Consider the following 23,487-nt stretch of genomic DNA (forward strand, 5'->3'; position numbering starts at 1 on the left):
AGGAGCCCGCATGCCCGAGAAGTCCCGACCCTCCCGCGGTGCCTCCGCCGCCCGGCCCGCCGCGCGGACGGCGACCGGGGACACCCCCGCCGACGTCGCCGCCGGCACGCCGGCCCCGCGCCGCAGCGACGGCCCGCAGCTGCGGCCGCGCAACGGGCTGGACCGCTACTTCGGCATCAGCGCCCGGCGCAGCACGCTCGGCCGCGAGGTGCGCGGCGGGCTGACCACCTTCTTCACGATGGCCTACATCGTGGTGCTCAACCCGATCATCCTGTCCGGCGCCGACGTCACCGGGGCCACGCTGCCCTTCGGCGCGGTCGCCGCGGTGACCGCGCTGGTCGCCGGCGCGCTCACCGTCGTCATGGGCGTCGTGGGCCGCTACCCGTTCGCGCTGGCCACCGGGCTCGGCATCAACGCGATCGTCGCCGTCTTCGCGGCCACGCAGCTGTCCTGGCCGGAGATCATGGGCCTGGTCGTGCTCGAGGGCCTGCTCATCACCGTGCTGGTGCTCACCGGGTTCCGCCGGGCGGTGTTCGAGGCGATCCCGCCGCAGCTCAAGACCGCGATCGCCGTCGGCATCGGCTTCTTCCTCACCATCATCGGCCTGGCCGACGCCGGCGTGATCCGGCCCGGCTCGCCGCTGATCAGCTTCGGCGTGGGCGGGCAGCTCGCCGGGTGGCCGCTGCTGGTGTTCGTCGTCGGCCTGCTGCTCACCGCGGTGCTCGTCGTGCGCCGGGTGAAGGGCGCGCTGCTCATCGGCATCGTCGTCTCGACCGTGCTGGCGATCGTCGTCGAGGCGGTGGCCGACGTCGGCCCCCGCTTCGCCGAGGACGGCACCGAGAACGCGCGCGGCTGGGCGCTGCAGGTGCCCGCGCTGCCCGACGAGGTCGTCGGCGCCCCCGACCTGTCGATCGTCGGCCAGTTCTCGCTGTTCGGCGGGTTCGAGCGGATCGGCGTCGTCGCCGCGCTGCTCATCGTCTTCTCGATCATGATCGCCGACTTCTTCGACACCGTCGGCACGGTCACCGCGGTCGGCGCCGAGGGCCGCCTGCTCGACGAGAAGCGCAACCTGCCGGGCTCCCAGCCGGTGCTGCTGGTCGACTCGATCGCCGCCGCGGCCGGCGGCGCGGCGAGCGTCTCGTCGAACACGACCTACATCGAGAGCGCCTCCGGCGTCGCCGACGGCGCCCGCACGGGGCTGGCCAGCGTCGTCACCGGCGTGCTGTTCCTCGTGGCGATGTTCTTCACGCCGCTGGTGCAGGTGGTGCCGTCCGAGGCCGCCGCCCCCGCGCTGGTGATCGTGGGCGCGCTGATGATCAGCCAGATCCGCACCCTCGAGTGGGACGACATGAGCCTGGTCATCCCGGCCTTCCTCACCATCGCCCTGATGCCCTTCACCTACTCCATCACCAACGGCATCGGCGCCGGCGTCATCAGCTACGTGCTGCTGCGGACGGCGGTCGGCCGGCGGCGCGAGGTCCACCCGCTGATGTGGGTCATCGCGGTGCTGTTCCTCGTCTACTTCGCGCTGGAGCCGCTCCAGCAACTGTTCTGAGCACTGCTAACGACCCGGGTAGGCTGACCCCGTGACGAGGTCGACGCTGGACACCGCGGCGCTCGCCCACGACCTGCGCCTGGCCGTCATGCGGTTCTCCCGGCGGCTGCGCAACCAGCGGGTCGACACCTCCGTCACGCTCACCCACCTGGCCGCGCTGTCGACGCTCAAGCGGCACGGCCCCATGAGCCCGGGGGAGCTGGCCGCGCACGAGCGGGTGCAGCCGCCGTCGATGACCCGCGTCGTCGTCGCGCTCGAGGCGCGGGGCCTGGTCACCCGGACCCCGCACCCGACCGACGGCCGGCAGGTGGTCATCGGCCTGACCGACGCCGCCGAGACGCTGCTCACCGAGGAGGCCCGGGCGCGCGAGGCGTGGCTGTCGGGCCGGCTGCAGAGCCTGACCCCGGAGAAGCGGGCCGTCCTGCGCGAGGCCGCCGAGATCATGGAGGAGCTCGCCGGTGGGTGACGTCCACGGCTGCTGAGACCGCCACCGCGGAGGCCGCGGATCCGGGCCACGGGTCCTTCCGCTCCCTGCGGGTGCACAACTTCCGGCTCTACGCGTCGGCGAACCTGGTCAGCCTGACCGGGACGTGGATGCAGCGCATCGGCCAGGACTGGCTGGTGCTGCAGCTCTCCGGCGACAGCGGCGTCGCCCTCGGGCTGGTGACCGCGCTGCAGTTCGGCCCGACGCTGGTCCTCGGCCTGCTCGGCGGGATCCTGGCCGACCGCCACGACAAGCGCCGCGTCCTCGTCGTCACCCAGGCGCTCATGGGCCTGCTCGCGCTGTGCCTGGCCACGCTGGTGGTCACCGACGCGATCGCGCTGTGGCACGTGTTCGTCCTCGCCGCGGGCCTCGGCTCGGTGGCCGCGGTCGACGCGCCGGTCCGGCAGGCGTTCGTCTCGGAGATGGTCGGCCCCGGCCTGCTCGCCAACGCCGTCGGGCTCAACTCGACGATCTTCAACGGCGCCCGGCTGGTCGGCCCGTCGCTGGCCGGCCTGCTCATCGGCGCCGCCGGCGGCGACACCGCGCCGGCGTTCTTCGTCAACGCCGCCAGCTTCGTGTTCACGATCGGCGCGCTGTCGGCGATGCGGCCCGACGAGCTGCACCGCAGCGCGCCGGTGGCCCGCGGCCGCGGGCAGCTGCGCGAGGGGCTGGCCTACGCCTGGAACCGCGCCGACCTGCGGCTGGCCATGGTGCTGGCCTTCGTCATCGGCACCTTCGGCTTCAACTTCCAGGTGACCATCGCGCTGATGGCCCGCGAGGTGCTGGGCCTGGGCGCGGAGGGCTTCGGCCTGCTCTCCACGCTGTTCGCGGTCGGCTCGCTGTCCGGCGCGTTCGTCTCCACCCGGCGCAGCGCCCGCCCGCGACGGCGGTTCCTCGTGGTGTCCGCGGTCGTCTTCGGGCTGCTCACCGTGGTGTGCGGGCTGGTCTCCGGGTTCTGGCCGTTCGCCGTCCTGCTGGTGCCCACGGGTGCCGCGGCCCTGGTGTTCAGCGTGGCCAACAACAGCTTCGTCCAGCTCGGCGCCGACCCGCAGATGCGCGGGCGGGTGATGGCGCTGTACTTCACCTGCTTCATGGGCGGCACACCGCTCGGGGCGCCGCTGGTCGGCTGGGTGAGCGAGCACCTCGGCGCACGGTGGGGGATGTCACTCGGCGGTGCGGTCGTCGTCGTCGCCGGGGTGGCGGCCGGGCTGTCGCTGCTGCGCGCCCGCCGGTTGCCCGCGGCGGCCGCGCCGGCGCCCTGACGGCGCCCTGACCGGCGTCCTGACCGGCGACGTGGCGCACGACACTCCGCCGACGTACCGTCGCGGCCACCGCCGTCCCCCGGTCGCCACGGGAGCGCGCCGCATGAGCCCGATGGTCCCCGCCCTGCTCCAGCTCGCCGGCATCACCGCGATGCTCGTCGGCGCCTTCGCCGCGCTCGGCTTCCTCTTCCGCCTGTTCTCCGGCCAGTTCACCCAGGACCTGCGCGCCCGCCGCCGCGCGCGGGAGGCCGCCGCGGGCACCGCGCCCCCGGCCCCGGTGCACCGGCCCGTGCAGGCGGTCGCCGCCGACCTGCGCCGGCTGGCCCGCCAGCTCGACGGGGTGCCGGCCGGGTCGCCGCAGGTGCGCCGCCGCGGCTTCCAGGCGGCCTACGACGACGTGCTGGTCGAGGCGGCCGCCCAGTTCGCCGTGCCGACGACGCTGCGCCGCCTGCCGCCCGGCTTCCCGCGCGACGTGGAGCGGCTGCGGGTGGAGACGGCGCTGGCCGCGGCCGGCCTGGTGGTGCGCTGAGCGGGCCGGCGCCGCTGCGGCTGTTCGTCGCCGCCGCCCCGCCCGCGGGCGCCCGTGCCTCGCTCGCCGCGGCGCTGGAGCCGCTGCGCGAGGCCCCCGGCGCGCCGCGCTGGGGCGACCCGGCCCGCTGGCACCTCACGCTGCTGTTCCTCGGCGCGGTGCCGCCGGAGCTGCTGCCCGGCCTGACCGCCGCCGTCGGGGCCGCCGTCGTCCCGACCCCGCCGGCCACGCTGCGGCTGGCCGGCGCCGGGCGCTTCGGCCCGCGGCGCCGGCCGCAGGTGTTCTGGGCCGGGGTGGACGGCGACGTGGGCGTGCTCGCCGAGCTGGCCGGGCGGCTGGCCGGCGCCGCCCGGGGGCTCGGCCTGCCGGTGGGGGACCGGCCGTTCCGGCCGCACCTCACGCTGGGCCGCTGGGACCCGCGCCGCCCCGCGGACGCCGACCTGCCCGGCCGGCTGTCCGGCTACCGCGGGCCTGACTGGCCGCTGGCGGAGGTGACACTGGTGCGCAGCGCCGCCGGCCGGCACGAGCCGCTGGCCGCCTTCGCTACCAGGCGTACTCCATCGGGGCGGCCCTGAAGCCCGGGAAGACCTCGTCGAGCCGGTCGAGCTGCGCCTGCTCCAGCGTCACGTCGAGTGCGGCCAGCGACCCCTCGAGCTGGGTCATCGTGCGCGGCCCGACGATCGGCGCGGTGACGCCGTCCTGGTGCAGCAGCCAGGCCAGCGCGACGTCGGCCGGCGCGAGCCCCCACTCGCGGCAGGCGTCCTCGAAGGCCTGCAGCGCGGGCCGGTGCGCCTCGATCCGCTCCCGGTTGCGCTCCATCTGCCGCCGGGCGCCCTCCTGCTCGCCGAGGACGCCGGCCAGCAGCCCCTGCGCCAGCGGGCTCCACGGGATCACGCCGATGCCGTAGTGCCGCGCGGCCGGCAGCACCTCGAGCTCCACGTGCCGGGTGAGCAAGTTGTAGTGCGACTGCTCGCTGACCAGGCCGAGGAAGTGCCGGCGGGCGGCGGCCTCGTTGGCCGCGGCGAGCTGCCAGGCCGCGTGGTTCGACGAGCCGACGTAGAGCACCTTGCCCTGCGCCACCAGCGTCTCGCAGGCCTGCCAGATCTCCTCCCACGGCGTCGCGAGGTCCACGTGGTGGAACTGGTACAGGTCGATCCAGTCGGTCTGCAGGCGGCGCAGCGACGCGTCGCAGGCCCGCACGACGTTGCGGGCCGACAGGAACGTGTCGTTGGGCCAGTCGGACATCCCGCCGTACACCTTGGTGGCCAGCACGGTGCGCTCCCGGCGGCCGGCGCCCTGGGCGAACCAGGTGCCGATCACCTCCTCGGTGCGGCCCTTGCCGGCCTCGAAGCCGTAGACGTTGGCGGTGTCGAAGAAGTTGATCCCGGCCTCGTGCGCCCGGTCCATGACCGCGTGCGAGTCGCCCTCCTCCGTCTTCCACCCGAAGTTCATCGTGCCCAGGCAGAGCCGGGACACCGACAGGCCGCTGCGTCCGAGGTGCGTGTACTCCACGTCCGAGCACCCTGGCACCCTGGCGGCCGTGCCGCAGAACGGGTCCGCCTTCGACCGCGCCACCGCCGTCACCCGCACCGAGGGCGGCGGGATCCGCGCGGAGCTCGACCCGGCCTGGGACGTCGGCGCCGGCGTCCTCAACGGCGGCTACCTGCTCGGCGTGGTGGCCCGCGCGGCGCTGCTCGACAGCCCCCACCCGCACCCGGTGGCGCTGTCGGCGAGCTACCTGCGCGCCACCCCGGGCGGCCCGGCCGACCTGACCGTCACCGCGGGGCCCGGCGGGCGCACGCTCGCCCACGCCTCGGTGCTGCTCAGCCCCGCGGGCGGCCCCTCGCTCGCCGTCCAGGTGACGACGGCGACCCTCGGCCGCGACGGCAGCGACTACTCGGTCAACCCGGTGCCCGAGGTGCCCGGCCCCGACGAGTGCGTGGCCACCCGCACCGCCGAGGGCGGCCCGGCGGTGGGGCTGGCCCGGCAGATCGACACCCGGCTGGACCCGGCGACGGCGGGCTGGACGGTGGGCCGGCCCTCCGACACCCGCCTGCTGCGCGCCTGGATCCGGCTGGCCGACGGCCGCGACCCCGACCCACTGGCCCTCCTGCTGTTCGCCGACGCGCTGCCGCCCACCGCGTTCGCCGTCGGCCGACCGGGCTGGGCGCCCACCGTGCAGCTGCAGGTGCTGGTCCGCGCGCTGCCGGCGCCGGGCTGGTGCCTGGTCGAGTCGCGCTCCACCGAGGTGACCGGCGGCTGGTCGGACGAGGAGTGCCGGATCTGGGACTCGGCCGGCCGGCTGGTCGCCCAGGCCCGCCAGCTCGCCCGCGTCGCCCGCTAGTCCCGGCGGCCCGGCAGCGCGACGTCGCCTATGAGGTAGCGCTGCACGGTCGGCCCGACCGCGGCCACCAGCTCCTCGGCCGGCGCCGAGGCCAGCGGCTCCACGCGCAGCACGTAGCGGGCCATCACCACGCCGATCAGCTGCGACGCGGTGAGCGCGCCGCGGGCCTCCGCCTCGGCCGGCGGCAGGTCGAGCGTGCCGACCACCCGGCGCAGCACCTGCGAGACGAGGAACTCGCGCAGCAGCCGGGCGGTCCACTCGTTGCCGACCGCGGAGCGGACCAGCGCCAGCCCGGCGGGGCGGGCGGGGCCGTCCCAGACCCGCAGCAGCAGGCGGACGACGCTCTCGCCGAGCCGCTCGGGGCCGGCCTCGAGCACCTCGGGGAGGAGGGTCCCGGGGTCGACCGGCGCCTCGATCGCGGCGAGGAAGAGCTTGTCCTTGGTGCCGAAGTAGTGGTGCACGAGCGCGGGGTCGACGCCGGCCGCGGTGGCCACCGCGCGGATCGACGTCGCGTCGAAGCCGCGCTCGGCGAAGGCCGCGCGGGCGGCGTCGAGGACCGCCGCCCGCGTGCCGGGGTTGCCCGGCCGCCGTCCGGTCGGGCGCCGCGCTGGGCTCAGCTGCTCCTCCTCCGCAGGGTCGCCGCCGCCAGGGCGAGGGCGAGGACCGCCGCGCCGGCCACCACGCCGACGTCGGTCCACATCGTGCCGGTCCCGGTGGACGACCGCCCGACCTCCTGCAGCGCCTCCACCGCGTAGGTCAGCGGCAGCACGTCGCTGACGGCCTGCAGCCAGCCGGCCATCTGCTCGCGGGGCACCAGCAGCCCGCAGAGGAAGAACTGCGGCAGGACGACGACCGGCATGAACTGCACGGCCTGGAACTCGCTGCGGGCGAAGGCGCTGGCCAGAAGGCCGAGCGCCACCCCGAGCAGGGCGTCGGCGACGGCGATGAGGACCACCAGCCACAGCGACCCGGCGACGTCGAGGTCGTAGAGCGTCGTCGCCACGGTGACCGTGACGGCGGCCTGGACCGCGGCCGCCAGCCCGAACGCCGTGCCGTAGCCGAGCAGCAGGTCCAGCCGCGACAGCGGCGTGGTCAGCAGCCGCTCGAGAGTGCCCGACGTGCGCTCGCGCAGCATGGCGATGCTGGTCACCAGGAACATCACGACGAACGGGAAGACGCCGAGCATCGTCAGCCCCACCCGGTCGAACACCGTCGGCTGCCCCGGCAGCGCGGGCACGTCCCGCCAGAGCAGGTACAGCAGGCCGAGCAGCAGGCTCGGCAGCAGCACCATCATCGCGATCGTACGGTGGTCGTGGCGCAGCTGCCGCAGCACCCGCCCGGTGGTGGCGGCGGTGAGCCGGGGGCTCAGGACGGCGGTCACGGTGCTCACGCCGCCACCTGCTCCCCGCGCCGCACGAGGGTCAGGAAGGCCTCCTCGAGGTCGGCCGTGCCGGCGTCCTCGCGCAGCTCCCCAGGGGTCACGTCGGCCAGCAGGACGCCCTCGCGGAGCAGCAGCAGCCGGTCGCAGCGGCCGGCCTCGTCCATGACGTGGCTGGAGACCAGCAGCGTGGTGCCGGCCGCCGCCAGGGCGTGGAACCGGTCCCACAGCTCGACCCGCAGCACCGGGTCCAGGCCGACGGTGGGCTCGTCGAGCACCAGCAGCTCGGGCTCGCCGACCAGCGCGCAGGCCAGCGACGCCCGGCCGCGCTGCCCGCCGGAGAGGTCGGCCACCAGCTGCCCGGCGGCGCCGGCCATCCCGACGGCGGCGAGCGCGTCGTCGGCCGCCGCGGCGCTCCGGCCGTACAGGGCGGCGAAGTGGCGGGCGTTCTCCCGGACGGTGAGGTCGGGGTAGACGCTCGGTGCCTGGGTGACGTAGCCGACCCGCGAGCGCAGGCCGGGGGAGCCGGCGGGCTCGCCGAGCACGGTGACCGTGCCCGAGCGGATCCGCTGCACGCCCACGAGCGCCCGCAGCAGCGTCGTCTTCCCGCTGCCGCTGGGGCCGAGCAGGCCGGTGACCCGGCCGGCGGGGACCGCGCAGGACAGCCCGGGCAGCACGCGGCGGTGCCCGCGGTCGACGACGAGGTCGGTGACGGTGACGGCGTCGGTCATGGAGGCCTCCCGAGGGCGAGAACTCAACGCCTGATGAACTCAACGCTAGGTGAGTTCCGTCGCCGTGGTCAAGCGGTCCGGGCGCGCCGCCTCGCCACCGCGTCGACCAGCACGATGAGCAGGGCCGGGACCACGCACCAGAGGCCCAGCACCGCGTACGCCCGCGCCACCCCGTCGCCCTCGAAGTAGGTGACGCCGCGCAGGGCGCGCACCGCCACGCCGGGCGGCAGGATCCCCGCGAGCGGCTGCAGCCAGCCGGGCAGGTACTCCGCCGGGAGGTTCCCGGTGCTGGTCGCGTTGCCGAGGATGAGCAGCCCGACCGAGGTGACGAACGTGCCCGCGGAGCCGATCAGCCGCAGCACCAGCGCCGCCGTCGAGGCGATCGACAGCGCGAGCAGGGCCACGAGCCCGCCCACCGCGAGGAACCCGGCCGGGACCGAGCCGAACGCGACGTCGGCGAGCAGCGCCACCGCGACCCCGGAGACGGAGGCGAACAGCAGCGCGCTGGCGATCCGCTTGGCCAGCCCGAGCTGCGGGGCGGCCTGGTAGGTCTGGATCCCGAAGAGGAAGCCGCCGAGGACGACGCCGAACGACGCGTAGAAGATCGCCAGCCCGCGGGTGTCGCCGGCCGCCAGCGGGACCAGGTCCTGCACCTCCAGCTGGGCGCCGGCCTGCTGCGCGACCGGGCCGAACGCCTGGGTCAGGGTCTGGGTGACGCCCTGCCCGTGCGCGCCGGCGACGAGCAGCTGCGGCGCCCGGCCGCCGAGCACGAGCGCGCCGTAGACGTCGTTGCGGCGCACCGCCTCCGCCGCCTCCGGGCCACCGGCCAGCGGGACCACCCGCAGGGCGCCGGGCCGGTCCCGCTCCAGCCCGTCGCGCACCTGCTGCACCTGCTCCGGCGGGCCGGCCACCCCGACGGCCAGGTCGTGCGGGCGCGGGTCGGAGAAGGCGGCGAGGAACACCGCGACGAACGCGGTGCCCACGACGACGGCGATCAGGGCGGGCACCAGGACCGCCCGCACCGCGGCCTTCCCCCGCGAGCCGCCCGAGCGCTCGGCCTCGGCGTCCTCGTCCGGCGGGCCGGGCGGGGGAGCGACGCCGCCGGGCATCAGGCCCGGCCCAGCGCGGTGCCCAGCAGGTGCCCGGAGGTCCAGGCGCTCTCCACCTTCGACGGCGCCCGCCAGCCGTCGCCGCACGCGCCGACCCCGTCGGCCAGGCCGTAGGGCTCCTCCCGCGGCGCGGTCGGCTTCGCGTACGTCCAGCGGTGCACGTGCGTCCACGCCGGCGGCGCGTCGATGCCCAGCGCCCGGCACACCGCCGTGGTCACCTCGGGCACCGCGCGGGCGGGGTCGTCCAGGTGCGCGGCGGCGGTGCCCGGCGTCGTGTGGGCGACCAGCACCGGGGCGCCGTCGCCGCGCCGGTCGCCGTCGTCGGCGACCCACTCGACCACCGGGTCGTCGTTGACGAAGGCGCCGTGCAGGTCGGCGGGCCAGCGCCGCGCGTCCCAGCCGAGCGCGACGGCGAGGGTGGGCTGCCAGCCGTGCTCCGCCTCGTCCCCGAGGAGCCGGCCCGCGAGGTCGGCGGGCAGGAGGCGGCGGGCCTGCGGGTCGGGCAGGGCCAGCACGACGGCGGGCACCTCCTCGCCGTCGACCCGCGGGCCCGGCCCCACCCGCTCGACGGCGTGCTCCTGCGCGACGTCGAGGCCCCCGGCGAGGTCGGCGACGAGCGAGCGCAGCCCGCCGGGGGCGGCGTAGCGGACCGGGCCGCTGCGGGTCTCGCGGATCCCGTCGGGCCCGGCCACGGCGAACGTGTCGGTCCACGGGCGGGCGAGCCCGCGGTCCATCCACCCGTCGACGACGGCGGCGAACGGCGAGCCGTCGGAGGCGGTCAGGTAGCTGGCGCCGAGGTCGGTGGCCCGGCCCTCCAGCGTCCGCGACGCCATCCGGCCGCCGGGCCGGCGCCCGCGGTCGAGCACGCGCACCGGCCTCCCCGCGTCCGCGAGCGCCCGGGCGCAGGCCACGCCGGCGATGCCGGCTCCGACGACGACGGTCTCGTTGCGCACCACTGGATCCTGCGGGGCGCACCGCCGCGGCGCTCGGGGAGGATGCCCCCGTGGCCGAGCCGATCCCCGACGTCGCCGACGAGCGGGTCGCCGACTTCCGCGACCTGCACGCCGGCGACCGGCCGGCCGGCCGGGAGCGCGGCACCGGCCCGGTGATCGTGGAGGGCGTCCCCGCGGTGCAGCGGCTGCTGGCCTCGCCGTACCGGGTGCGGGCGGTGCTCGGCGTCCCCGGGCGGCTGGCCGAGCTGGACCTGCCGCCGGGGGTGCCGGCCTACGAGATGGACAAGTGGGCTCTGTCGGAGCTCATCGGATTCCGGCTCACCCGCGGGGTGCTGGCCTCGGCCGACCGGCGCCCGCCGGCCGACCTGGACGCGCTCCTGGCCGGGCCCGACCCGGCCGCGCCCCGGCGGCTCGCGGTGCTCGAGGCGCTCAACGACGCGGAGAACCTCGGCTCGATCGCCCGCTCGGCGGTCGCCCTGGGCGTCGACGGGCTGCTGCTCGACCCCCGCTGCGCCGACCCGCTGTACCGCCGGTCGGTGCGGGTGTCGATGGGACACGTGCTCGCGCTGCCCTTCGCCGTCCTGCCCGACTGGCCCGGGGGGCTCGCGCGGCTGCACGACGCCGGCTACCTCACCGTGGCGCTGACCCCGGCCGCCGACGCCGTCGACCTCGGCGACGTCGACCCGCGGGCGCACCCCCGCACCGCCGTCCTGCTCGGCGCCGAGGGCCCGGGGCTCACCCCGGAGGCGCAGGCGGCGGCGCGGGTGCGCGCGCGGATCCCGATGCGGGCGGGCGTGGACTCCCTCGGCGTCGCCGCGGCCGCCGCCGTCGCGTTCGCGACGCTGCGCTAGTCGCTCAGTTCCGCAGCGACCAGCGGGCGAGGATCGCGCGGGCGTCCTCGGCGCGCGAGGGGTCGCACATGACGTCGTACCGGCTCGCGGTCACCTGCGAGACGCTGGTGAAGTCGCGCTGGCCGCGGGTGGCGGCGTAGCCCATGGCGGCGAACAGCGCGCCGAAGACGAGACCGATGAGCAGGCCGGTGAGCACCGAGCTGATCCAGCTCGTGCCGCTCGGCGCGAAGATCCCCAGCAGCAGGCCGACGAACAGACCCCACCAGGCGCCGCTGGCCGCGCCCGCCGCGAGCGCGCGGCCCCAGGTGAGCCGGCCGGTGACCCGCTCGACCATCTTCAGGTCCGAGCCGATGATCGTGACGTTCTCGACCGGGAACTTCTCGTCGGACAGGTGGTCCACCGCCGCCTGCGCCTGCTGGTAGCTGTCGTAGGACCCGACCTGGACGCCCCCGAGGGGCATGGACACCGACATCGACATGCCGGGTGGGTACCCGGGCCGATCGGTCGGACACGTCCGGTCGGTCACAGCCGCAGGTCAGCGGTTGCGTCGGACCCCGAAGACGATGTCCTCCCAGGCCGGGACGCGGGCCCGCGGGTCCTCGTCCTCGCCGTCGGTCTCGCCGGTGCGCAGGACCACCGTGTCGTGCTCGGCGATCTCGTCGTCGGTGAGCTGCACGGCGTCGGTGCGCCGCTCGGCGGCCGGCGGGGCGACGGGCGCGGGCGGCTCCTCGGCCGCGGGGGCCGGCGTCCGCTCGGGGACCGCGGCGCTGCGGTGCACCGGCATGATCGGCCGCTCGGCCGGGACGCCGGGGACGACGCGCACCAGGCGGGTGCCCTCGGCGAAGTCGCGGGTGCCCTGGTCGGCCGGGGTGACGGTGCGCGCCGGGACGTCGTAGACCCAGAGGGTGGTGCCCTCCTTGGCGCCCGCGCGCCAGGCGGCGGTGACCACCCAGGTGCCGTCCTCGGCGCGCGCGGCGTCCCACCGGACGGCGTCGAGGTCGGCGCCGAGCAGCCGCAGCCGCTCGGCCATGAACTGCTGCAGCGGGGCGCCCGGGATGCCCTCGGACAGCCGGACCCGCGCCTCGCGGGCCTGCTCGGCCAGCCGCGAGCGCTCCTGCAGCACGGTGTGGGCGAAGCGCATGATCCGCTCGACCCGGGTGCCGGAGGACGCCGCGACCTGCTCCGGGGTCTCGCCGGCGCGGATGCGGGACTGGATGACCCGCGGGGAGAGCCCGCCGTCGGCCTCGATCTGGCCCAGCCGGCGGGTGTCGCCGCGGGCCGCGGCGCGCAGCCGGTCGTCGACCGGGAGCTCGAAGCGCTCGCCGTCGTCGGTGCCGTCGGCGCCCTCGACGGCGAGCACGAGGCTGCGGCCGTCCTCGGACAGGCCCACGAGACGCAGGGAGCGCACGGCGGACCTCCTCGGACGACACGGACGGACCCGGTGACACTCCGGGCCTGGGGCGAGGCTATCCGCGTGGGCGCCCGCGCGGGTGCAGGCGGTCCGGCGTGGCGGGCGCCGCCCGGCGCTGCCCGCCCCCCGGTCCGGCCGCCGCGCCGCCCTAGACTCGGCTCCCATGCTGACCGGTCCCCGCGACGACGCCGGCCTCGTCCGCGACGAGTCCGCACCCGACGCCGAGCCCGACGCGCGCTTCCTCCCCTCGCCGGTCGACGCGGGCCAGAAGCGCCTGCCGATCGACATGGACTACGTGCAGCGCGTGATGATGGAGCTGCTCACCATCCCGAGCCCGTCGGGGCGCACCGACCACGTCATGCAGGTCATCGGCGGCGAGCTGCGGGCCCTCGGCCTGGACTTCGAGGTGACCCGCCGCGGCGCGCTGATCGCCGAGCTGCCCAGCCGCGCCCCCGGCGCCGACCGCACCGTCGTCGTGCACGCCGACACGATCGGGTGCATGGTCAGCCAGCTCAAGGACAACGGCCGGCTGGCCATCGTCCCGGTGGGCACGCACAGCGCCCGCTTCGCCGAGGGCGCGCGGGTGACGATCTTCAGCGACGACGTCTCCGGCGACTACTGGCACACCGGCACGATCCTGCCGATCAAGGCCAGCGGGCACCGCTACGGCGACGAGGTCGACGAGCAGGGCGTGGGCTGGGACTTCGTCGAGGTCCGCGTCGACGAGGTGGTGCACAGCCGCGCCGACCTCGAGCGCCGCGGCATCCAGGTCGGCGACTTCGTGGCCATCGACGCCCAGCCGGTGATCACCAGCGGCGGGTTCGTCAACTCCCGGCACCTCGACGACAAGGCCGGCATCGCCGCGGCCCTCGGCGCGTTCAAGGCGATCGTCGACCACGGCGTCGAGGTCCCGGTCACCGCGCACCTGCTGGTCACCATCGCCGAGGAGGTGGGCCTCGGCGCCAGCCACGGCCTCGACGCCGACGTCGCCGAGCTGGTGAGCATCGACACGTCGGTGGTCGCGCCCGGCCAGTCGTCCTCGGAGCAGTGCGTCAACATCGCGATGCAGGACTCCACCGGGCCGTTCGACTACCACCTGACCCGGCACCTCATCGACCTGTGCCGCGTGCACGACGTCCCGCACCGCCGCGACGTCTACAAGTACTACCGCTCCGACGCGGCCTCCGCGCTGGAGGCCGGCGCCAACACCCGCGCCGCGCTGATCGGCTTCGGCATCGACGGCAGCCACGGCAACGAGCGCACCCACCTCGACGGCATCCGCAGCACCGCGGAGCTGGTGGCGCTCTACCTGCAGACCGACCTCACGTTCCGCAGCTGGGACCGCACGCCGACCGGCGACCTGCGCGACTTCCCGAGCACGGCGGTGCAGCCCGCCGACGGCGAGCAGGCCCGCTGACCTGCCGGTCCGACTACAGCCGCTCGACGACGAAGTCGACGCAGGCGGTCAGCGCGCTGACGTCGTCGGGGTCGACCGCGGGGAACATGCCGACCCGCAGCTGGTTGCGGCCGAGCTTGCGGTAGGGCTCGACGTCGACGACGCCGTTGGCCCGCAGCGTCCTGGCCACGGCCGCGGCGTCGACCGACCCGTCGAGGTCGACCGTGCCGACGACGAGGCTGCGGTGCGCGGGGTCGGCGACGAACGGGGTGGCGTACGGCGACGCCTCCGCCCAGCCGTAGAGCCGCCCGGAGGACTCCCGGCTGCGCGCGACGGCGCCGTCGAGGCCGCCCAGGCCCAGCATCCAGCGCACCTGGTCGGCGAGCAGGAACAGCGTGGCCACGGCCGGGGTGTTGTAGGTCTGGTCCTTGGCGCTGTTGTCCACGGCGGTCGCGAGGTCGAGGAAGCCGGGGATCCAGCGGCCGGAGGCCGTGATCTCGGCCACCCGGGCCAGCGCGGCCGGGCTCATCAGCGCGATCCAGAGGCCGCCGTCGGAGGCGAAGGACTTCTGCGGCGCGAAGTAGTAGACGTCGGCCTGCGCGACGTCGACCGGCAGGCCCCCGGCGCCGCTGGTGGCGTCGACCAGCACGAGGGCGTCGTCGTCGGCACCGGCGGGGCGGACCACCGGCGCCATGACGCCCGTGGACGTCTCGTTGTGCGCCCACGCGTAGGCGTCGACGCCGGGCTGCCCCTCCGGCAGGGCCAGCGAGCCGGGCGCCGCCGCCGCCACCACCGGCTCCTCCAGGAACGGCGCCTCGGCGATCGCCGAGGCGAACTTGGCGGAGAACTCGCCGTAGGTGCCGTGGGCGCTGCGCCGGCGGACCAGGCCGAAGGTGGCGACGTCCCAGAACGCCGTCGAGCCGCCGTTGCCGAGCACGACCTGGTACCCCTCGGGGAGGGAGAACAGCTCGCCGAGACCCTCCCGCACCTGCGCGACCAGGCTCTTCACCGGCGCCTGGCGGTGGGACGTGCCCATGAGCCCGGCGCCGTCGGAGGCCAGCGCCTGCAGCGCCTCGGGGCGCACCTTCGACGGGCCGCAGCCGAACCGGCCGTCGGCGGGGAGCAGGTCGGCGGGGATCTCGATGGTCATGCCGGGTGCCTCTCGGGCTCGGAGGAGGGGCCGACGGCGACGGCCCGGGCCCGCACGCAGCGGACCCGGGCCGTCGTCAGCCGGGAGTGGAGTGCCTGGCGTCAGGCCGGGGCGGCGGCGTCGACGGCCTTGACCTGGATGGTGTCGAAGCCCTCGACCTCCTCGGGCTTGCGCGCCGCGGGCCCGACGTAGCGGGCCGACGGGCGCACGAGGCGGCCGGTCTGCTTCTGCTCCAGGATGTGCGCGCACCAGCCGGCGGTGCGGGCACAGGTGAACATCGACGTGAACATGTGGCTCGGGACCTCGGCGAAGTCGAGGACGATGGCCGCCCAGAACTCGACGTTGGTCTCGACCGGGCGGTCGGGGCGCCGCTCGCGCAGCTCCTTGAGCGCGGCCTGCTCGAGGGCCAGGGCGGCGTCGAAGCGCGGGGCGCCGAGCTCCCGGGCGGCCTTGCGCAGCGTGCGGGCGCGGGGGTCCTCGGCCCGGTAGACCCGGTGCCCGAAGCCCATCAGGCGCTCCTTGCGGTCCAGCAGGTCCTTCACGTACTTCTCCGCGTCGCCGCTCTTCTCGACCTCGTCGAGCATGTGCAGCACGCGGGAGGGGGCGCCGCCGTGCAGCGGGCCCGACATCGCGCCGATCGCGCCGGACATGGCGGCCGCGACGTCGGCGCCGGTGGAGGCGATGACGCGCGCGGTGAAGGTGGAGGCGTTCATGCCGTGCTCGGCGGCCGACGTCCAGTAGGCGTCGACGGCGGCGACGTGGGCCGGGTCGGGCTCCCCGCGCCAGCGGACCATGAAGCGCTCGACGATCGTCTTGGCCTCGTCGACGCGGCTCTGCGGCACGGCCGGCGTACCGATGCCGCGGGCGGACTGCGCGACGTAGGACAGCGCCATGACCGCGGCGCGGGCCAGCTGGTCGCGGGCCTCCTCGTCGGAGATGTCCAGCAGCGGGCGGTAGCCCCAGAACGGGGCGAGCATCGCCAGCGCGGCCTGCACGTCGACGCGGACGTCGCCGCTGTGCACCGGGATCGGGAACGGCTCGGCCGGGGGCAGGCCGGGGCCGAACTTCCCGTCGACCAGCAGCGCCCAGACGTTGCCGAAGGTGATCTTGCCGACCAGGTCCTCGATGTCGACCCCGCGGTAGCGGAGCGAGCCGCCGTCCTTGTCGGGCTCGGCGATCGTGGTCTCGAAGGCGATGACGCCCTCGAGGCCGGGTACGAAGTCGTCGGCCATCTCGCATGCTCCTCTGCGCGCGCGGACCTCGTGCCCGCACGTTCCGCGGCGCACGACTGCACCGCGACACTAGGCCCAGCAGCCGCCCGCCCTCCACGCGGGGCTGCCGCCCAGCGGGAGCCGCCCGGAGCCGTGCCGCGCGGGCGGTGTCAGCATGGCGGGGTGGCCGACCTCTCCCGCATGCGCAGGGACTACGACCGTCCGGGGCTGCGCGAGGAGGACCTCGCGCCCACCTGGCTCGAGCAGTTCGACCGGTGGTTCCGCGACGTCGTCGCCGCCGAGGTCCCCGACCCCAACGCCGTCGTGGTGGCCACCGCCGACGCCGACGGCGCCCCCGACGCCCGCATCGTGCTGCTCAAGGGCTACGACGAGGCCGGCTTCGTCTTCGGCACCAGCTACGCCTCCACCAAGGGCGCCCAGATCGCGGCCAACCCGCGCGCCGCGCTGGTCTTCCCCTGGCACGCGCTGCAGCGCCAGGTGCGGGTGACCGGCCGCATCGAGCGGATCGGCGACGCCGCCTCCGACGACCTGTGGGACCCCCGCCCGCGCGAGGCGCAGCTGGCCGCCGTCGCCTCGGTGCAGTCGACCGTCGTCGACTCCCGCGACGAGCTCGAGTCCCGCGTCCGGCTGCTCGACGAGGAGACGACGACGGAGAAGGTGCCGCGGCCGCCGACGTGGGGCGGCTACCGGGTGGTGCCCGAGCACGTCGAGTTCTGGCAGGGCGGTCCCGGCCGGCTGCACGACCGGCTGCGCTTCGTGCGCGACGACGAGGAGGGCGGCGGCTGGGTGCTCCAGCGGCTCGCTCCATGACGAAGGACCCCGCTGCCCCCCACCCCTCGCAGGCTCGGGGCGGGCCCCTGCAGCAGGGCCGTTCCAGCACGTCACCATCGGGGGACGAGCTGCCCGTCGACCCGGTCGAGCCGGGGAAGGTCGCCGAGCCGGTGCCCGTGCCGGCCCGGCGGTCGTCGCGGAGCTGGACGATCGACACCAGCCCGCTGCGCAACCCCGGGTACCGGCGGCTGTTCTGGGGCCTGACCACCACGATGGTCGGCCAGCAGATGACGCTGGTCGCCGTCCCGGTGCAGGTCTACGCGCTCACCCGCGACTCGCTGCTGGTCGGCGTCACCTCGATCGTGTCGCTCGTGCCGCTGGTCGTCTTCGGCCTGCTCGGCGGCGCGATCGCCGACGCCATGGACCGGCGGAAGCTGATGCTGGTCACCGGCGTCGGGTCCGCGGTGACCAGCGCGCTGCTGGCGTTGCAGGCGCTGCTGCCCGGCGGCGGGAACCTCTGGCTGCTGTGGGTGCTGGTGGCGGCGGTGTCCGGCTTCACCGCCGTCAACCAGCCCGCCCGCAGCGCCGTCATCCCGGCGCTCGTCGGCCCGGAGGGCGTCGCCGCGGCCAACGCGCTGGCGATGACCGTGCGGCAGGTCGGCGTCATCGTCGGCCCGCTCGCGGCCGGCCTGCTCATCGGCCTCGGCGACCTGTTCCTCGCCTACGTCGTCGACGCGGTCACGCTGCTGGTCGCGGCTCTGCTGATCCGCGGGCTGCCGCCGCTGCCCCCGGCCGGCGTGGCCGGGCCGCTGCGGCTGGGCGCCGCGCTGCGCGGGGTGGGGGAGGGCTTCGGCTTCCTGCGCACCCAGCCGGTGCTGCTCATGACGTTCGTCGTCGACGTCATCGCCATGTTCTTCGCCTGGCCGCAGGCGGTGTTCCCCGAGCTGGCCGAGGGCCGCTTCGCCGGGTCGGCCAACGCCTACGGCTGGCTGTTCGCCGGCATCTCCATCGGCGCGCTGCTCATGGGGCTCACCTCGGGCTGGGTGTCCCGGGTCGACCGGCAGGGCGCGGTGGTGCTCGCCGCGATCGTCGTGTGGGGCGTGGCGATCGTCGGCTTCGGGCTGGCGCCGTCGCTGTGGCTGGCGGTGCTCTGCCTCGCCGTGGCGGGGGCCGGCGACATGGTCAGCGCGGTGCTGCGCTCGTCGATGCTGCAGACCGCCGCGCCCGACGAGATGCGCGGCCGGATGCAGGGCGTGTTCATCGTCGTGGTGGCCGGCGGGCCGCGGCTGGGCGACCTGCGGGCGGGCGCCATGGCCAGCGCGGCGGGCGTGAGCGTCGCGATGGTGTCCGGCGGGGTCGTCACCGTGGTGGCGATGGTCGTCGTCGCGCTCGCGGTGCCCTCGTTCCTGCACTTCCGGGCGTCGCAGAAGGGCAGCGCCTCACCGATCCGCAGTTAGGCCTCCCTGCAGGGTCCCGCCGCGAGCTCGCGAGTGGCGGGGGGCAGGGAGGTCCTTCGCCCGTCAGGCCAGCGCGCCGGCCACCACCCGCAGGTCGGCGACGAGCGCGTCGAAGGCGGCCGCGCGGGCCTCCTCGGGCGTGCGCAGGATCGCCGAGGGGTGCGCGGTCGCGAGCATCCACGTCTGCGCGGGCGCCTCCTCGTCGGCCTCGTCGTCGCCGGCCTCGGCCGCCGCCACTCCGGGCGGCGTCCACGGCATGAGCTTCCCCCGCTCCTTGGTGATCCGGAACGACGGCGAGATGAGCGCCTTGGCCGCCGTCGCGCCCAGGCAGACGACGACCTCGGGCTTGAGCACCTCGAACTCCGCCTCCAGCCACGGCCGGCAGGCGCGGATGTGCTCGGCGCCCGGCGACTGGTGGATGCGCCGCTTGCCGGTCGGGGTGAAGCGGAAGTGCTTGACGGCGTTGGTGACGTAGGCGTCGCGGCGCTCGATGCCGGCGTCGGCCAGCGCGCGGTCGAGCAGCCGCCCGGCCGGGCCGACGAACGGCTCGCCCTTCCGGTCCTCCTGGTCGCCGGGCTGCTCGCCGACGAACACGATGCGGGCGGTCTCCGGGCCCTCCCCGAACACCGTCTGGGTGGCGGGCTCCCACAGCTCGCAGGCCCGGCAGCCGGCGGCGGCGCCGCGCAGGCCCTCCAGCCCGACGCCCGACGGTGGGCTCGCGGGCACGTTCTCCTGGCTCATGGACCGATGACACCCCAGGTCAGCGGGAGCCGCGAGGCGGGACCGATAGCGTCGGGGCGCACGGGGACCAGCGGACGGAGGGGCAGTGCTCGAGTTCGACGGGCTCCACAAGAGCTACGGGGACAACCGCGTGCTGGAGGGCGTCGGCTTCACCGTCGCCCCCGGCTCGATGTTCGGCTTCTGCGGGTCCAACGGGGCCGGCAAGACGACGACGATGCGCATCGCGATGGGCCTGGCCCGGGCCGACGCCGGCGAGGTCCGCTGGCGCGGCCGCCCGCTCGACGAGGCCATGCGGCGCCGCATCGGCTACATGCCGGAGGAGCGCGGCCTCTACCCGAAGATGCGGGTCGGCGAGCAGCTCACCTACTTCGCCCGGCTGCACGGCATGGGCGGCGCCGACGCGGCCCGCGCGGCCGGGGAGTGGGCCGCCCGGCTCGGCCTCGGCGACCGCCGGGACGACCCGGTGGAGAAGCTGTCGCTGGGCAACCAGCAGCGCGTCCAGCTCGCCGCCGCGCTGGTCAGCCGGCCCGAGGTGTTGATCCTCGACGAGCCGTTCTCCGGCCTCGACCCGGTCGGCGTCGACGCCCTGGCGGAGGCACTGCTCGAGCAGTGCCGGGCCGGAGTGCCGGTCGTCTTCTCCAGCCACCAGCTCGACCTCGTCGAGCGGCTGTGCGACTCCGTCGGCATCCTCGCGCGCGGCCGCATGGTCGCCACCGGCACCGTCGAGGAGCTGCGCCGCCGTGAGGCCGGCCGGGTGCTGCGGGTCGTGGTGCCCGACGCCGCGCCCGGCTGGGCCGCGGGCGTCCCGGGCGTGCGGGTGGTCTCGGAGTCGCGGGGCGACACCCTGCTGGAGCTCGCCGGCGGCACCGACGACCAGGCCGTGCTCGCCGCCGCGCTGCGCACCGGCCGGGTCACCCACTTCGCCTGGCGCGAGGCCACGCTCGTCGAGCTGTTCCGCGAGGCCGTCGCCGACCCGGCGCAGCAGACCGCCCGCGAGCAGGTCGCCGCGTGAGCGCGCCGCAGGTCACCGGGCAGCCCACCTCACCGCTGTCCAGCGGGCAGCTCGTCCGGCTGGTCGCCGCCCGCGAGATCTCCACCCGCATCCGCGACAAGACGTTCATCGCCAGCTCCGTGCTGATGGTCGTGCTGATCCTCGGCGTCCTGGTCTTCCAGGTCGTCGTCAACTCCGGGTCCGACACCCGCCGCGTCGGCGTCGCCGGTGGCGACGCCCAGCTGGGTGCCGCCCTCGAGGCGCAGGCGGAGGCCCTCGACCTCGACGTCGAGGTGGTCGACGTCGACGACGACGCCGCCGCGCGCACCGCCGTCGAGGACGAGGAGGTCGACGCCGCCGTCCTCGGCAGCGGCGGCAGCGCGCCCGAGCTCGTCCTGCGCGAGCCCGACAGCACGCTGGAGGCGCTGGTCTCCGGCGCGGTCTCCGCCGTCTCCCTGGGCCAGGTGCTCAGCGAGGCCGGCGTCGACCCCGCCGACCTGCCGCAGGTCACCGTCACCACCCTCGACGGCGACTCCGCGGCCGACACCCAGCGCACCGTGGTCGCCGTCGTCGGCGTGGTCGTGCTCTACAGCCTGCTGATCCTGTTCGCCCAGTTCGTCGCGCAGGGCGTGGTCGAGGAGAAGGCCAGCCGGGTGGTCGAGCTGCTGCTGGCCACGATGCGGCCGTGGCAGCTGCTCGCCGGGAAGATCCTCGGCCTCGGCGTCCTCGGCCTCGGGCAGATCGCGGTCATCGCGGCCATCGGCATCGCCGGCGCGCTGGCGTTCGACGTCGTCGACCTGCCCGGCGAGCTCGTCGGCACGGTGCTGTGGCTGCTGTTCTGGTTCGTCCTCGGCTACGCGCTCTACGCCTCGCTGTTCGCCGTCGCCGCCTCGCTGGTCAGCCGCCAGGAGGACCTCGGCAGCGTGCTCACCCCGGCGTCGCTGGTGCTGGTCGCGGGCTTCATCGTCGCCGTCCAGGCGGCGGGCGACCCCGACGGGACGCTGGCGACGGTGACCTCCTACGTGCCGGGCCTGTCGCCCATGGTCATGCCGGTGCGCCAGGCCGCGGGCGAGGTGGCGCCGTGGGAGGTCGGCGTGGCCGTCGTCCTCATGCTCGTGGCGATCGCGCTGGTGGTCCGGCTCGGCGGGCGGGTGTACTCCGGCGCCCTGCTGCGCACCGGCGGGAAGACCAAGCTGCGGGAGGCGCTGCGGGCCCGCGAGGGCTGAGCCGGGGCGGGGGACACCCGCGCGGCGGAGCGCCGGACACGTTGGGGTGACCTCACCCCGACGGAGGGCGTGCGCGCAGGTGGGGGCGGACATGATCGCTGCCATGACGGAGGACCTGGACGCGCGCCTCTGGCGGCTGCAGGCCTCCGAGGACGCCGACGAGCTCATCGAGCTGGGCTGCGACCTCGCCGAGGCCGGCCGGCAGACCGACGCCGAGTGGTGCTTCCGCCGCGCGGCGTCGCTCGGCGACGTCACCGGCTACTACGACCTGGGCAACAGCCTGGCCGCGCAGGAGCGGTGGTCGGAGGCCGTGGACGCCTACGAGGTGGCGCTGGCCGGCGGCGAGTCCGACGCCTGGCGCAACCTCGGGCTGGTGCTCGAGCAGCTCGGCGACCTCGCCGGCGCCATGGCCGCCTACCGCGGCGCGGCGGCGGCCGGCGACACCGAGGGCGGGCTGCAGCTGGCGTTCCTGCTGCGGGAGCAGGGGGAGCGCGAGCAGGCGCTCGAGGTCGCGCGGGGCCTCGCGGCCGCGGGCGACGACGAGGCCGACGCCGTCGCCGCCTGCTGGGAGTGGTGCGCCACCCTCGACCCGGCGCTGGAGGACCGGCTGCGGGCGGGCGCCGCGCACTTCGCCGCCGCCCGCGCCGACCTCGCCGCGCTGCTGCTGCAGACCGGCCGCGCCGCCGAGGCCCGCTCGGTGCTCGAACGCGGCGCCAAACTCGGCGAGCAGGTGGCCTGGCTGCCGCTGGGCAACCTGTACCGCGAGCAGCTGGGCGACGACGAGGCCGCCGAGGAGGCGTACCGCGCCGGCATCCAGGCCGGCGACTCCTACTGCCACCACAACCTCGGCGTGCTGCTGGCCGACCGCGGCGACATCGCCGGCGCGGCCGAGGAGTTCGAGCGCGGCGCCGCCGCCGGCGACCAGCTCGCCGCGGCCGCGCTCAAGCTGCTGCAGGAGAGCTAGACCGCCTCGCGGATGCCGGCCAGCGGGCCGCGGTAGGGGTCGGCCGGCGGCCCGGTGACGCCCGGCCGCACGGTGAACAGCCGCCCCGCCCCGTCCTCGTCCTCCTCGCCGGAGGCGGTGCTGACGACCAGCAGGTCGCGGCCGGGCCCGGCGAACGCGCAGCTGGAGGTGTGCGCGACGCCGACCTCGACGACGGCCAGCAGGTCGCCGTCGGGGGACCAGCGGCGCACCTGGCCGCCGCCCCACATCGCCGTCCAGAGGCAGCCCTCGTCGTCGACGGTCAGCCCGTCGGCCACGCCGTCGACGCCGCCGGTCTCCAGCAGCACCCGCCCGGCGGAGAACGTGCCGGCGTCCGGGTCGTAGGCGAAGGCGTGCACCAGGCCGGGCCCGGAGTCGGACAGGTACACGGTGCGGCCGTCGGGCGACCAGCCGAGCCCGTTGGAGACGGTGAGCCCGTCGAGCACGGGAGCCACGGTGCCGTCGAGGTCGAGCCGGTAGAGGCTGCCCGCGCCCGGCCGCTGGTCGAACGCCATGGTGCCGGCGAAGAAGCGGCCCGCCCGGTCGCAGGCGCCGTCGTTCATGCGCGTGCCACCGGCCTCCTCGCTGCCGCCCTCGCGGGCCAGGTCGACCAGCACGCGGGCGGTGCCGTCCCCGTCCACGTGGGTGAACCCGCCGCCGGCCGCGGCCACCCAGCCGCCCGCCGTCGCGGGTGCGGCCACCCCGACGGTGTCGCCGGCGCGGAACGAGCCGGTGTCGCGCAGGCCGCCGTCGTCGCCGACCGCGCCGCGGCGCACGACCCCGGCGGAGATGTCGACCCACAGCAGCTCGCCGCGGTCGGCGTCCCAGACGGGACCCTCCCCGTGGGCGGCGGGAGCGGGGGCGGCGGGCGTGGCGCGGAGGGTCTGCACGGGCGGCCAGGTGCCCGCGACACAGGCGCGTCACACGGACCCCG

At 76.0% G+C, this 23,487-nt stretch carries 25 protein-coding genes; 13 read left to right on the forward strand and 12 right to left on the reverse strand.

Features of this window, described 5'->3' with window-relative positions:
* Positions 1-10: 10 nt before the first annotated feature.
* The 5 genes from BUE37_RS02505 (at position 11) to thpR (ending at position 4,405) form a co-directional block, all read left to right on the forward strand.
* Complete coding sequence (locus BUE37_RS02505; RefSeq protein WP_083628201.1) at positions 11-1,555, forward strand: NCS2 family permease; 1,545 nt, start codon at positions 11-13, stop codon at positions 1,553-1,555.
* A 31-nt stretch (positions 1,556-1,586) separates the two neighbouring features.
* Positions 1,587-2,021, forward strand: a complete 435-nt coding sequence (locus tag BUE37_RS02510) for a MarR family winged helix-turn-helix transcriptional regulator (protein WP_083628203.1) — start codon at positions 1,587-1,589, stop codon at positions 2,019-2,021.
* Positions 2,018-3,301 (forward strand): MFS transporter, encoded by a 1,284-nt coding sequence (locus tag BUE37_RS02515; RefSeq protein ID WP_083628206.1) that lies wholly within the window; start codon positions 2,018-2,020, stop codon positions 3,299-3,301. The genes BUE37_RS02510 and BUE37_RS02515 overlap by 4 nt, the downstream gene beginning before the upstream one ends.
* 103 nt (positions 3,302-3,404) lie before the next feature.
* On the forward strand, positions 3,405-3,830 hold the full coding sequence (locus BUE37_RS02520; RefSeq protein ID WP_073418462.1) for a hypothetical protein: 426 nt from the start codon (positions 3,405-3,407) through the stop codon (positions 3,828-3,830).
* A 20-nt stretch (positions 3,831-3,850) separates the two neighbouring features.
* The gene (gene thpR / locus BUE37_RS02525) at positions 3,851-4,405 is read left to right on the forward strand and encodes an RNA 2',3'-cyclic phosphodiesterase (RefSeq protein WP_281248061.1); all 555 of its coding nucleotides are present in this window, start codon (positions 3,851-3,853) and stop codon (positions 4,403-4,405) included.
* Here thpR and BUE37_RS02530 read toward each other — a convergent pair.
* Positions 4,374-5,342: an aldo/keto reductase gene (locus BUE37_RS02530; RefSeq protein WP_073418466.1), complete on the reverse strand. Its 969-nt coding sequence runs from the start codon at positions 5,340-5,342 to the stop codon at positions 4,374-4,376. The genes thpR and BUE37_RS02530 overlap by 32 nt on opposite strands.
* Before the next feature lie 28 nt (positions 5,343-5,370).
* Here BUE37_RS02530 and BUE37_RS02535 point away from each other — a divergent pair, with 28 nt between their 5' ends.
* On the forward strand, positions 5,371-6,174 hold the full coding sequence (locus BUE37_RS02535; protein ID WP_073419495.1) for a thioesterase family protein: 804 nt from the start codon (positions 5,371-5,373) through the stop codon (positions 6,172-6,174).
* Here BUE37_RS02535 and BUE37_RS02540 read toward each other — a convergent pair.
* From BUE37_RS02540 to BUE37_RS02560, 5 genes are all read right to left on the reverse strand, one after another.
* Positions 6,171-6,872, reverse strand: a complete 702-nt coding sequence (locus BUE37_RS02540) for a TetR/AcrR family transcriptional regulator (protein ID WP_217651096.1) — start codon at positions 6,870-6,872, stop codon at positions 6,171-6,173. The genes BUE37_RS02535 and BUE37_RS02540 overlap by 4 nt on opposite strands.
* Positions 6,788-7,564, reverse strand: coding sequence for an ABC transporter permease (locus tag BUE37_RS02545; protein ID WP_245794254.1), 777 nt, complete (start codon positions 7,562-7,564; stop codon positions 6,788-6,790). Before BUE37_RS02545 ends, BUE37_RS02540 begins: the two co-directional genes overlap by 85 nt.
* A complete protein-coding gene (locus BUE37_RS02550) occupies positions 7,561-8,283 on the reverse strand; it encodes an ABC transporter ATP-binding protein (RefSeq protein WP_073418468.1) in 723 nt (240 codons plus the stop codon). The genes BUE37_RS02545 and BUE37_RS02550 overlap by 4 nt, the downstream gene beginning before the upstream one ends.
* A gap of 68 nt (positions 8,284-8,351) precedes the next feature.
* A complete protein-coding gene (locus BUE37_RS02555) occupies positions 8,352-9,392 on the reverse strand; it encodes an ABC transporter permease (protein WP_083628208.1) in 1,041 nt (346 codons plus the stop codon).
* Positions 9,392-10,345 (reverse strand): NAD(P)/FAD-dependent oxidoreductase, encoded by a 954-nt coding sequence (locus BUE37_RS02560; protein WP_073419499.1) that lies wholly within the window; start codon positions 10,343-10,345, stop codon positions 9,392-9,394. Before BUE37_RS02560 ends, BUE37_RS02555 begins: the two co-directional genes overlap by 1 nt.
* Positions 10,346-10,395: 50 nt before the next feature.
* Between BUE37_RS02560 and BUE37_RS02565 the strand changes: the two genes are divergently transcribed.
* On the forward strand, positions 10,396-11,196 hold the full coding sequence (locus BUE37_RS02565) for a TrmH family RNA methyltransferase (protein ID WP_083628212.1): 801 nt from the start codon (positions 10,396-10,398) through the stop codon (positions 11,194-11,196).
* 4 nt (positions 11,197-11,200) lie between these two features.
* Here BUE37_RS02565 and BUE37_RS02570 read toward each other — a convergent pair whose 3' ends face one another.
* Complete coding sequence (locus tag BUE37_RS02570) at positions 11,201-11,674, reverse strand: YflT domain-containing protein (protein ID WP_073418472.1); 474 nt, start codon at positions 11,672-11,674, stop codon at positions 11,201-11,203.
* 57 nt (positions 11,675-11,731) lie between these two features.
* The gene (gene sepH, locus BUE37_RS02575) at positions 11,732-12,604 is read right to left on the reverse strand and encodes a septation protein SepH (protein WP_073418474.1); all 873 of its coding nucleotides are present in this window, start codon (positions 12,602-12,604) and stop codon (positions 11,732-11,734) included.
* A gap of 166 nt (positions 12,605-12,770) precedes the next feature.
* Between sepH and BUE37_RS02580 the strand changes: the two genes are divergently transcribed.
* Positions 12,771-14,024: an osmoprotectant NAGGN system M42 family peptidase gene (locus tag BUE37_RS02580; RefSeq protein WP_083628214.1), complete on the forward strand. Its 1,254-nt coding sequence runs from the start codon at positions 12,771-12,773 to the stop codon at positions 14,022-14,024.
* Positions 14,025-14,037: 13 nt separating this feature from the next.
* Here BUE37_RS02580 and serC read toward each other — a convergent pair whose 3' ends face one another.
* Together serC and BUE37_RS02590 are read right to left on the reverse strand one after the other, a co-directional pair.
* Positions 14,038-15,153: a phosphoserine transaminase gene (gene serC, locus BUE37_RS02585; RefSeq protein WP_073418476.1), complete on the reverse strand. Its 1,116-nt coding sequence runs from the start codon at positions 15,151-15,153 to the stop codon at positions 14,038-14,040.
* Between the two features lie 101 nt (positions 15,154-15,254).
* On the reverse strand, positions 15,255-16,385 hold the full coding sequence (locus BUE37_RS02590) for a citrate synthase 2 (RefSeq protein ID WP_073418477.1): 1,131 nt from the start codon (positions 16,383-16,385) through the stop codon (positions 15,255-15,257).
* Positions 16,386-16,547: 162 nt separating this feature from the next.
* On the opposite strand from BUE37_RS02590, the gene pdxH reads away from it, so the two are divergent.
* Both pdxH and BUE37_RS02600 read left to right on the forward strand, forming a co-directional pair.
* Positions 16,548-17,195 carry a pyridoxamine 5'-phosphate oxidase gene (pdxH, locus tag BUE37_RS02595; protein ID WP_139252795.1) on the forward strand — a complete coding sequence of 216 codons (648 nt, stop codon included), beginning with the start codon at positions 16,548-16,550 and terminating at the stop codon, positions 17,193-17,195.
* 131 nt (positions 17,196-17,326) lie between these two features.
* The gene (locus BUE37_RS02600) at positions 17,327-18,613 is read left to right on the forward strand and encodes an MFS transporter (RefSeq protein ID WP_073419502.1); all 1,287 of its coding nucleotides are present in this window, start codon (positions 17,327-17,329) and stop codon (positions 18,611-18,613) included.
* 63 nt (positions 18,614-18,676) lie between these two features.
* Here the strand turns inward: BUE37_RS02600 and BUE37_RS02605 are convergent, their stop codons facing one another.
* Positions 18,677-19,354 (reverse strand): UdgX family uracil-DNA binding protein, encoded by a 678-nt coding sequence (locus BUE37_RS02605; protein ID WP_073418479.1) that lies wholly within the window; start codon positions 19,352-19,354, stop codon positions 18,677-18,679.
* Positions 19,355-19,439: 85 nt separating this feature from the next.
* On the opposite strand from BUE37_RS02605, the gene BUE37_RS02610 reads away from it, so the two are divergent.
* The 3 genes from BUE37_RS02610 to BUE37_RS02620 all read left to right on the forward strand — a co-directional run bounded on the left by BUE37_RS02610 (position 19,440) and on the right by BUE37_RS02620 (position 22,535).
* Positions 19,440-20,366, forward strand: coding sequence for an ABC transporter ATP-binding protein (locus tag BUE37_RS02610; RefSeq protein ID WP_073418481.1), 927 nt, complete (start codon positions 19,440-19,442; stop codon positions 20,364-20,366).
* Complete coding sequence (locus tag BUE37_RS02615; protein WP_083628218.1) at positions 20,363-21,571, forward strand: ABC transporter permease; 1,209 nt, start codon at positions 20,363-20,365, stop codon at positions 21,569-21,571. The genes BUE37_RS02610 and BUE37_RS02615 overlap by 4 nt, the downstream gene beginning before the upstream one ends.
* Before the next feature lie 103 nt (positions 21,572-21,674).
* A complete protein-coding gene (locus BUE37_RS02620; protein WP_073418483.1) occupies positions 21,675-22,535 on the forward strand; it encodes a tetratricopeptide repeat protein in 861 nt (286 codons plus the stop codon).
* Here the strand turns inward: BUE37_RS02620 and BUE37_RS02625 are convergent.
* Positions 22,532-23,443, reverse strand: coding sequence for an SMP-30/gluconolactonase/LRE family protein (locus tag BUE37_RS02625; RefSeq protein WP_073418485.1), 912 nt, complete (start codon positions 23,441-23,443; stop codon positions 22,532-22,534). The two genes, BUE37_RS02620 and BUE37_RS02625, sit on opposite strands and share 4 nt — an antisense overlap.
* Positions 23,444-23,487: the final 44 nt, after the last annotated feature.

Origin of the sequence: Geodermatophilus nigrescens, from assembly GCF_900129495.1 — a bacterium.
Taxonomy (GTDB): domain Bacteria; phylum Actinomycetota; class Actinomycetes; order Mycobacteriales; family Geodermatophilaceae; genus Geodermatophilus; species Geodermatophilus nigrescens.

Excerpts from the sequence above, each read along its gene's own strand:
- BUE37_RS02580 (WP_083628214.1), top strand. The coding sequence starts at position 12,771 with ATGCTGACCGGTCCCCGCGACGACGCCGGCCTCGTCCGCGACGAGTCC.
- BUE37_RS02605 (WP_073418479.1), bottom strand. The coding sequence starts at position 19,354 with ATGAGCCAGGAGAACGTGCCCGCGAGCCCACCGTCGGGCGTCGGGCTG.
- BUE37_RS02555 (WP_083628208.1), bottom strand. The coding sequence starts at position 9,392 with ATGCCCGGCGGCGTCGCTCCCCCGCCCGGCCCGCCGGACGAGGACGCC.
- serC (WP_073418476.1), bottom strand. The coding sequence starts at position 15,153 with ATGACCATCGAGATCCCCGCCGACCTGCTCCCCGCCGACGGCCGGTTC.
- BUE37_RS02570 (WP_073418472.1), bottom strand. The coding sequence starts at position 11,674 with ATGTCGATGTCGGTGTCCATGCCCCTCGGGGGCGTCCAGGTCGGGTCC.
- BUE37_RS02520 (WP_073418462.1), top strand. The coding sequence starts at position 3,405 with ATGAGCCCGATGGTCCCCGCCCTGCTCCAGCTCGCCGGCATCACCGCG.
- BUE37_RS02620 (WP_073418483.1), top strand. The coding sequence starts at position 21,675 with ATGACGGAGGACCTGGACGCGCGCCTCTGGCGGCTGCAGGCCTCCGAG.
- BUE37_RS02550 (WP_073418468.1), bottom strand. The coding sequence starts at position 8,283 with ATGACCGACGCCGTCACCGTCACCGACCTCGTCGTCGACCGCGGGCAC.
- BUE37_RS02590 (WP_073418477.1), bottom strand. The coding sequence starts at position 16,385 with ATGGCCGACGACTTCGTACCCGGCCTCGAGGGCGTCATCGCCTTCGAG.
- BUE37_RS02505 (WP_083628201.1), top strand. The coding sequence starts at position 11 with ATGCCCGAGAAGTCCCGACCCTCCCGCGGTGCCTCCGCCGCCCGGCCC.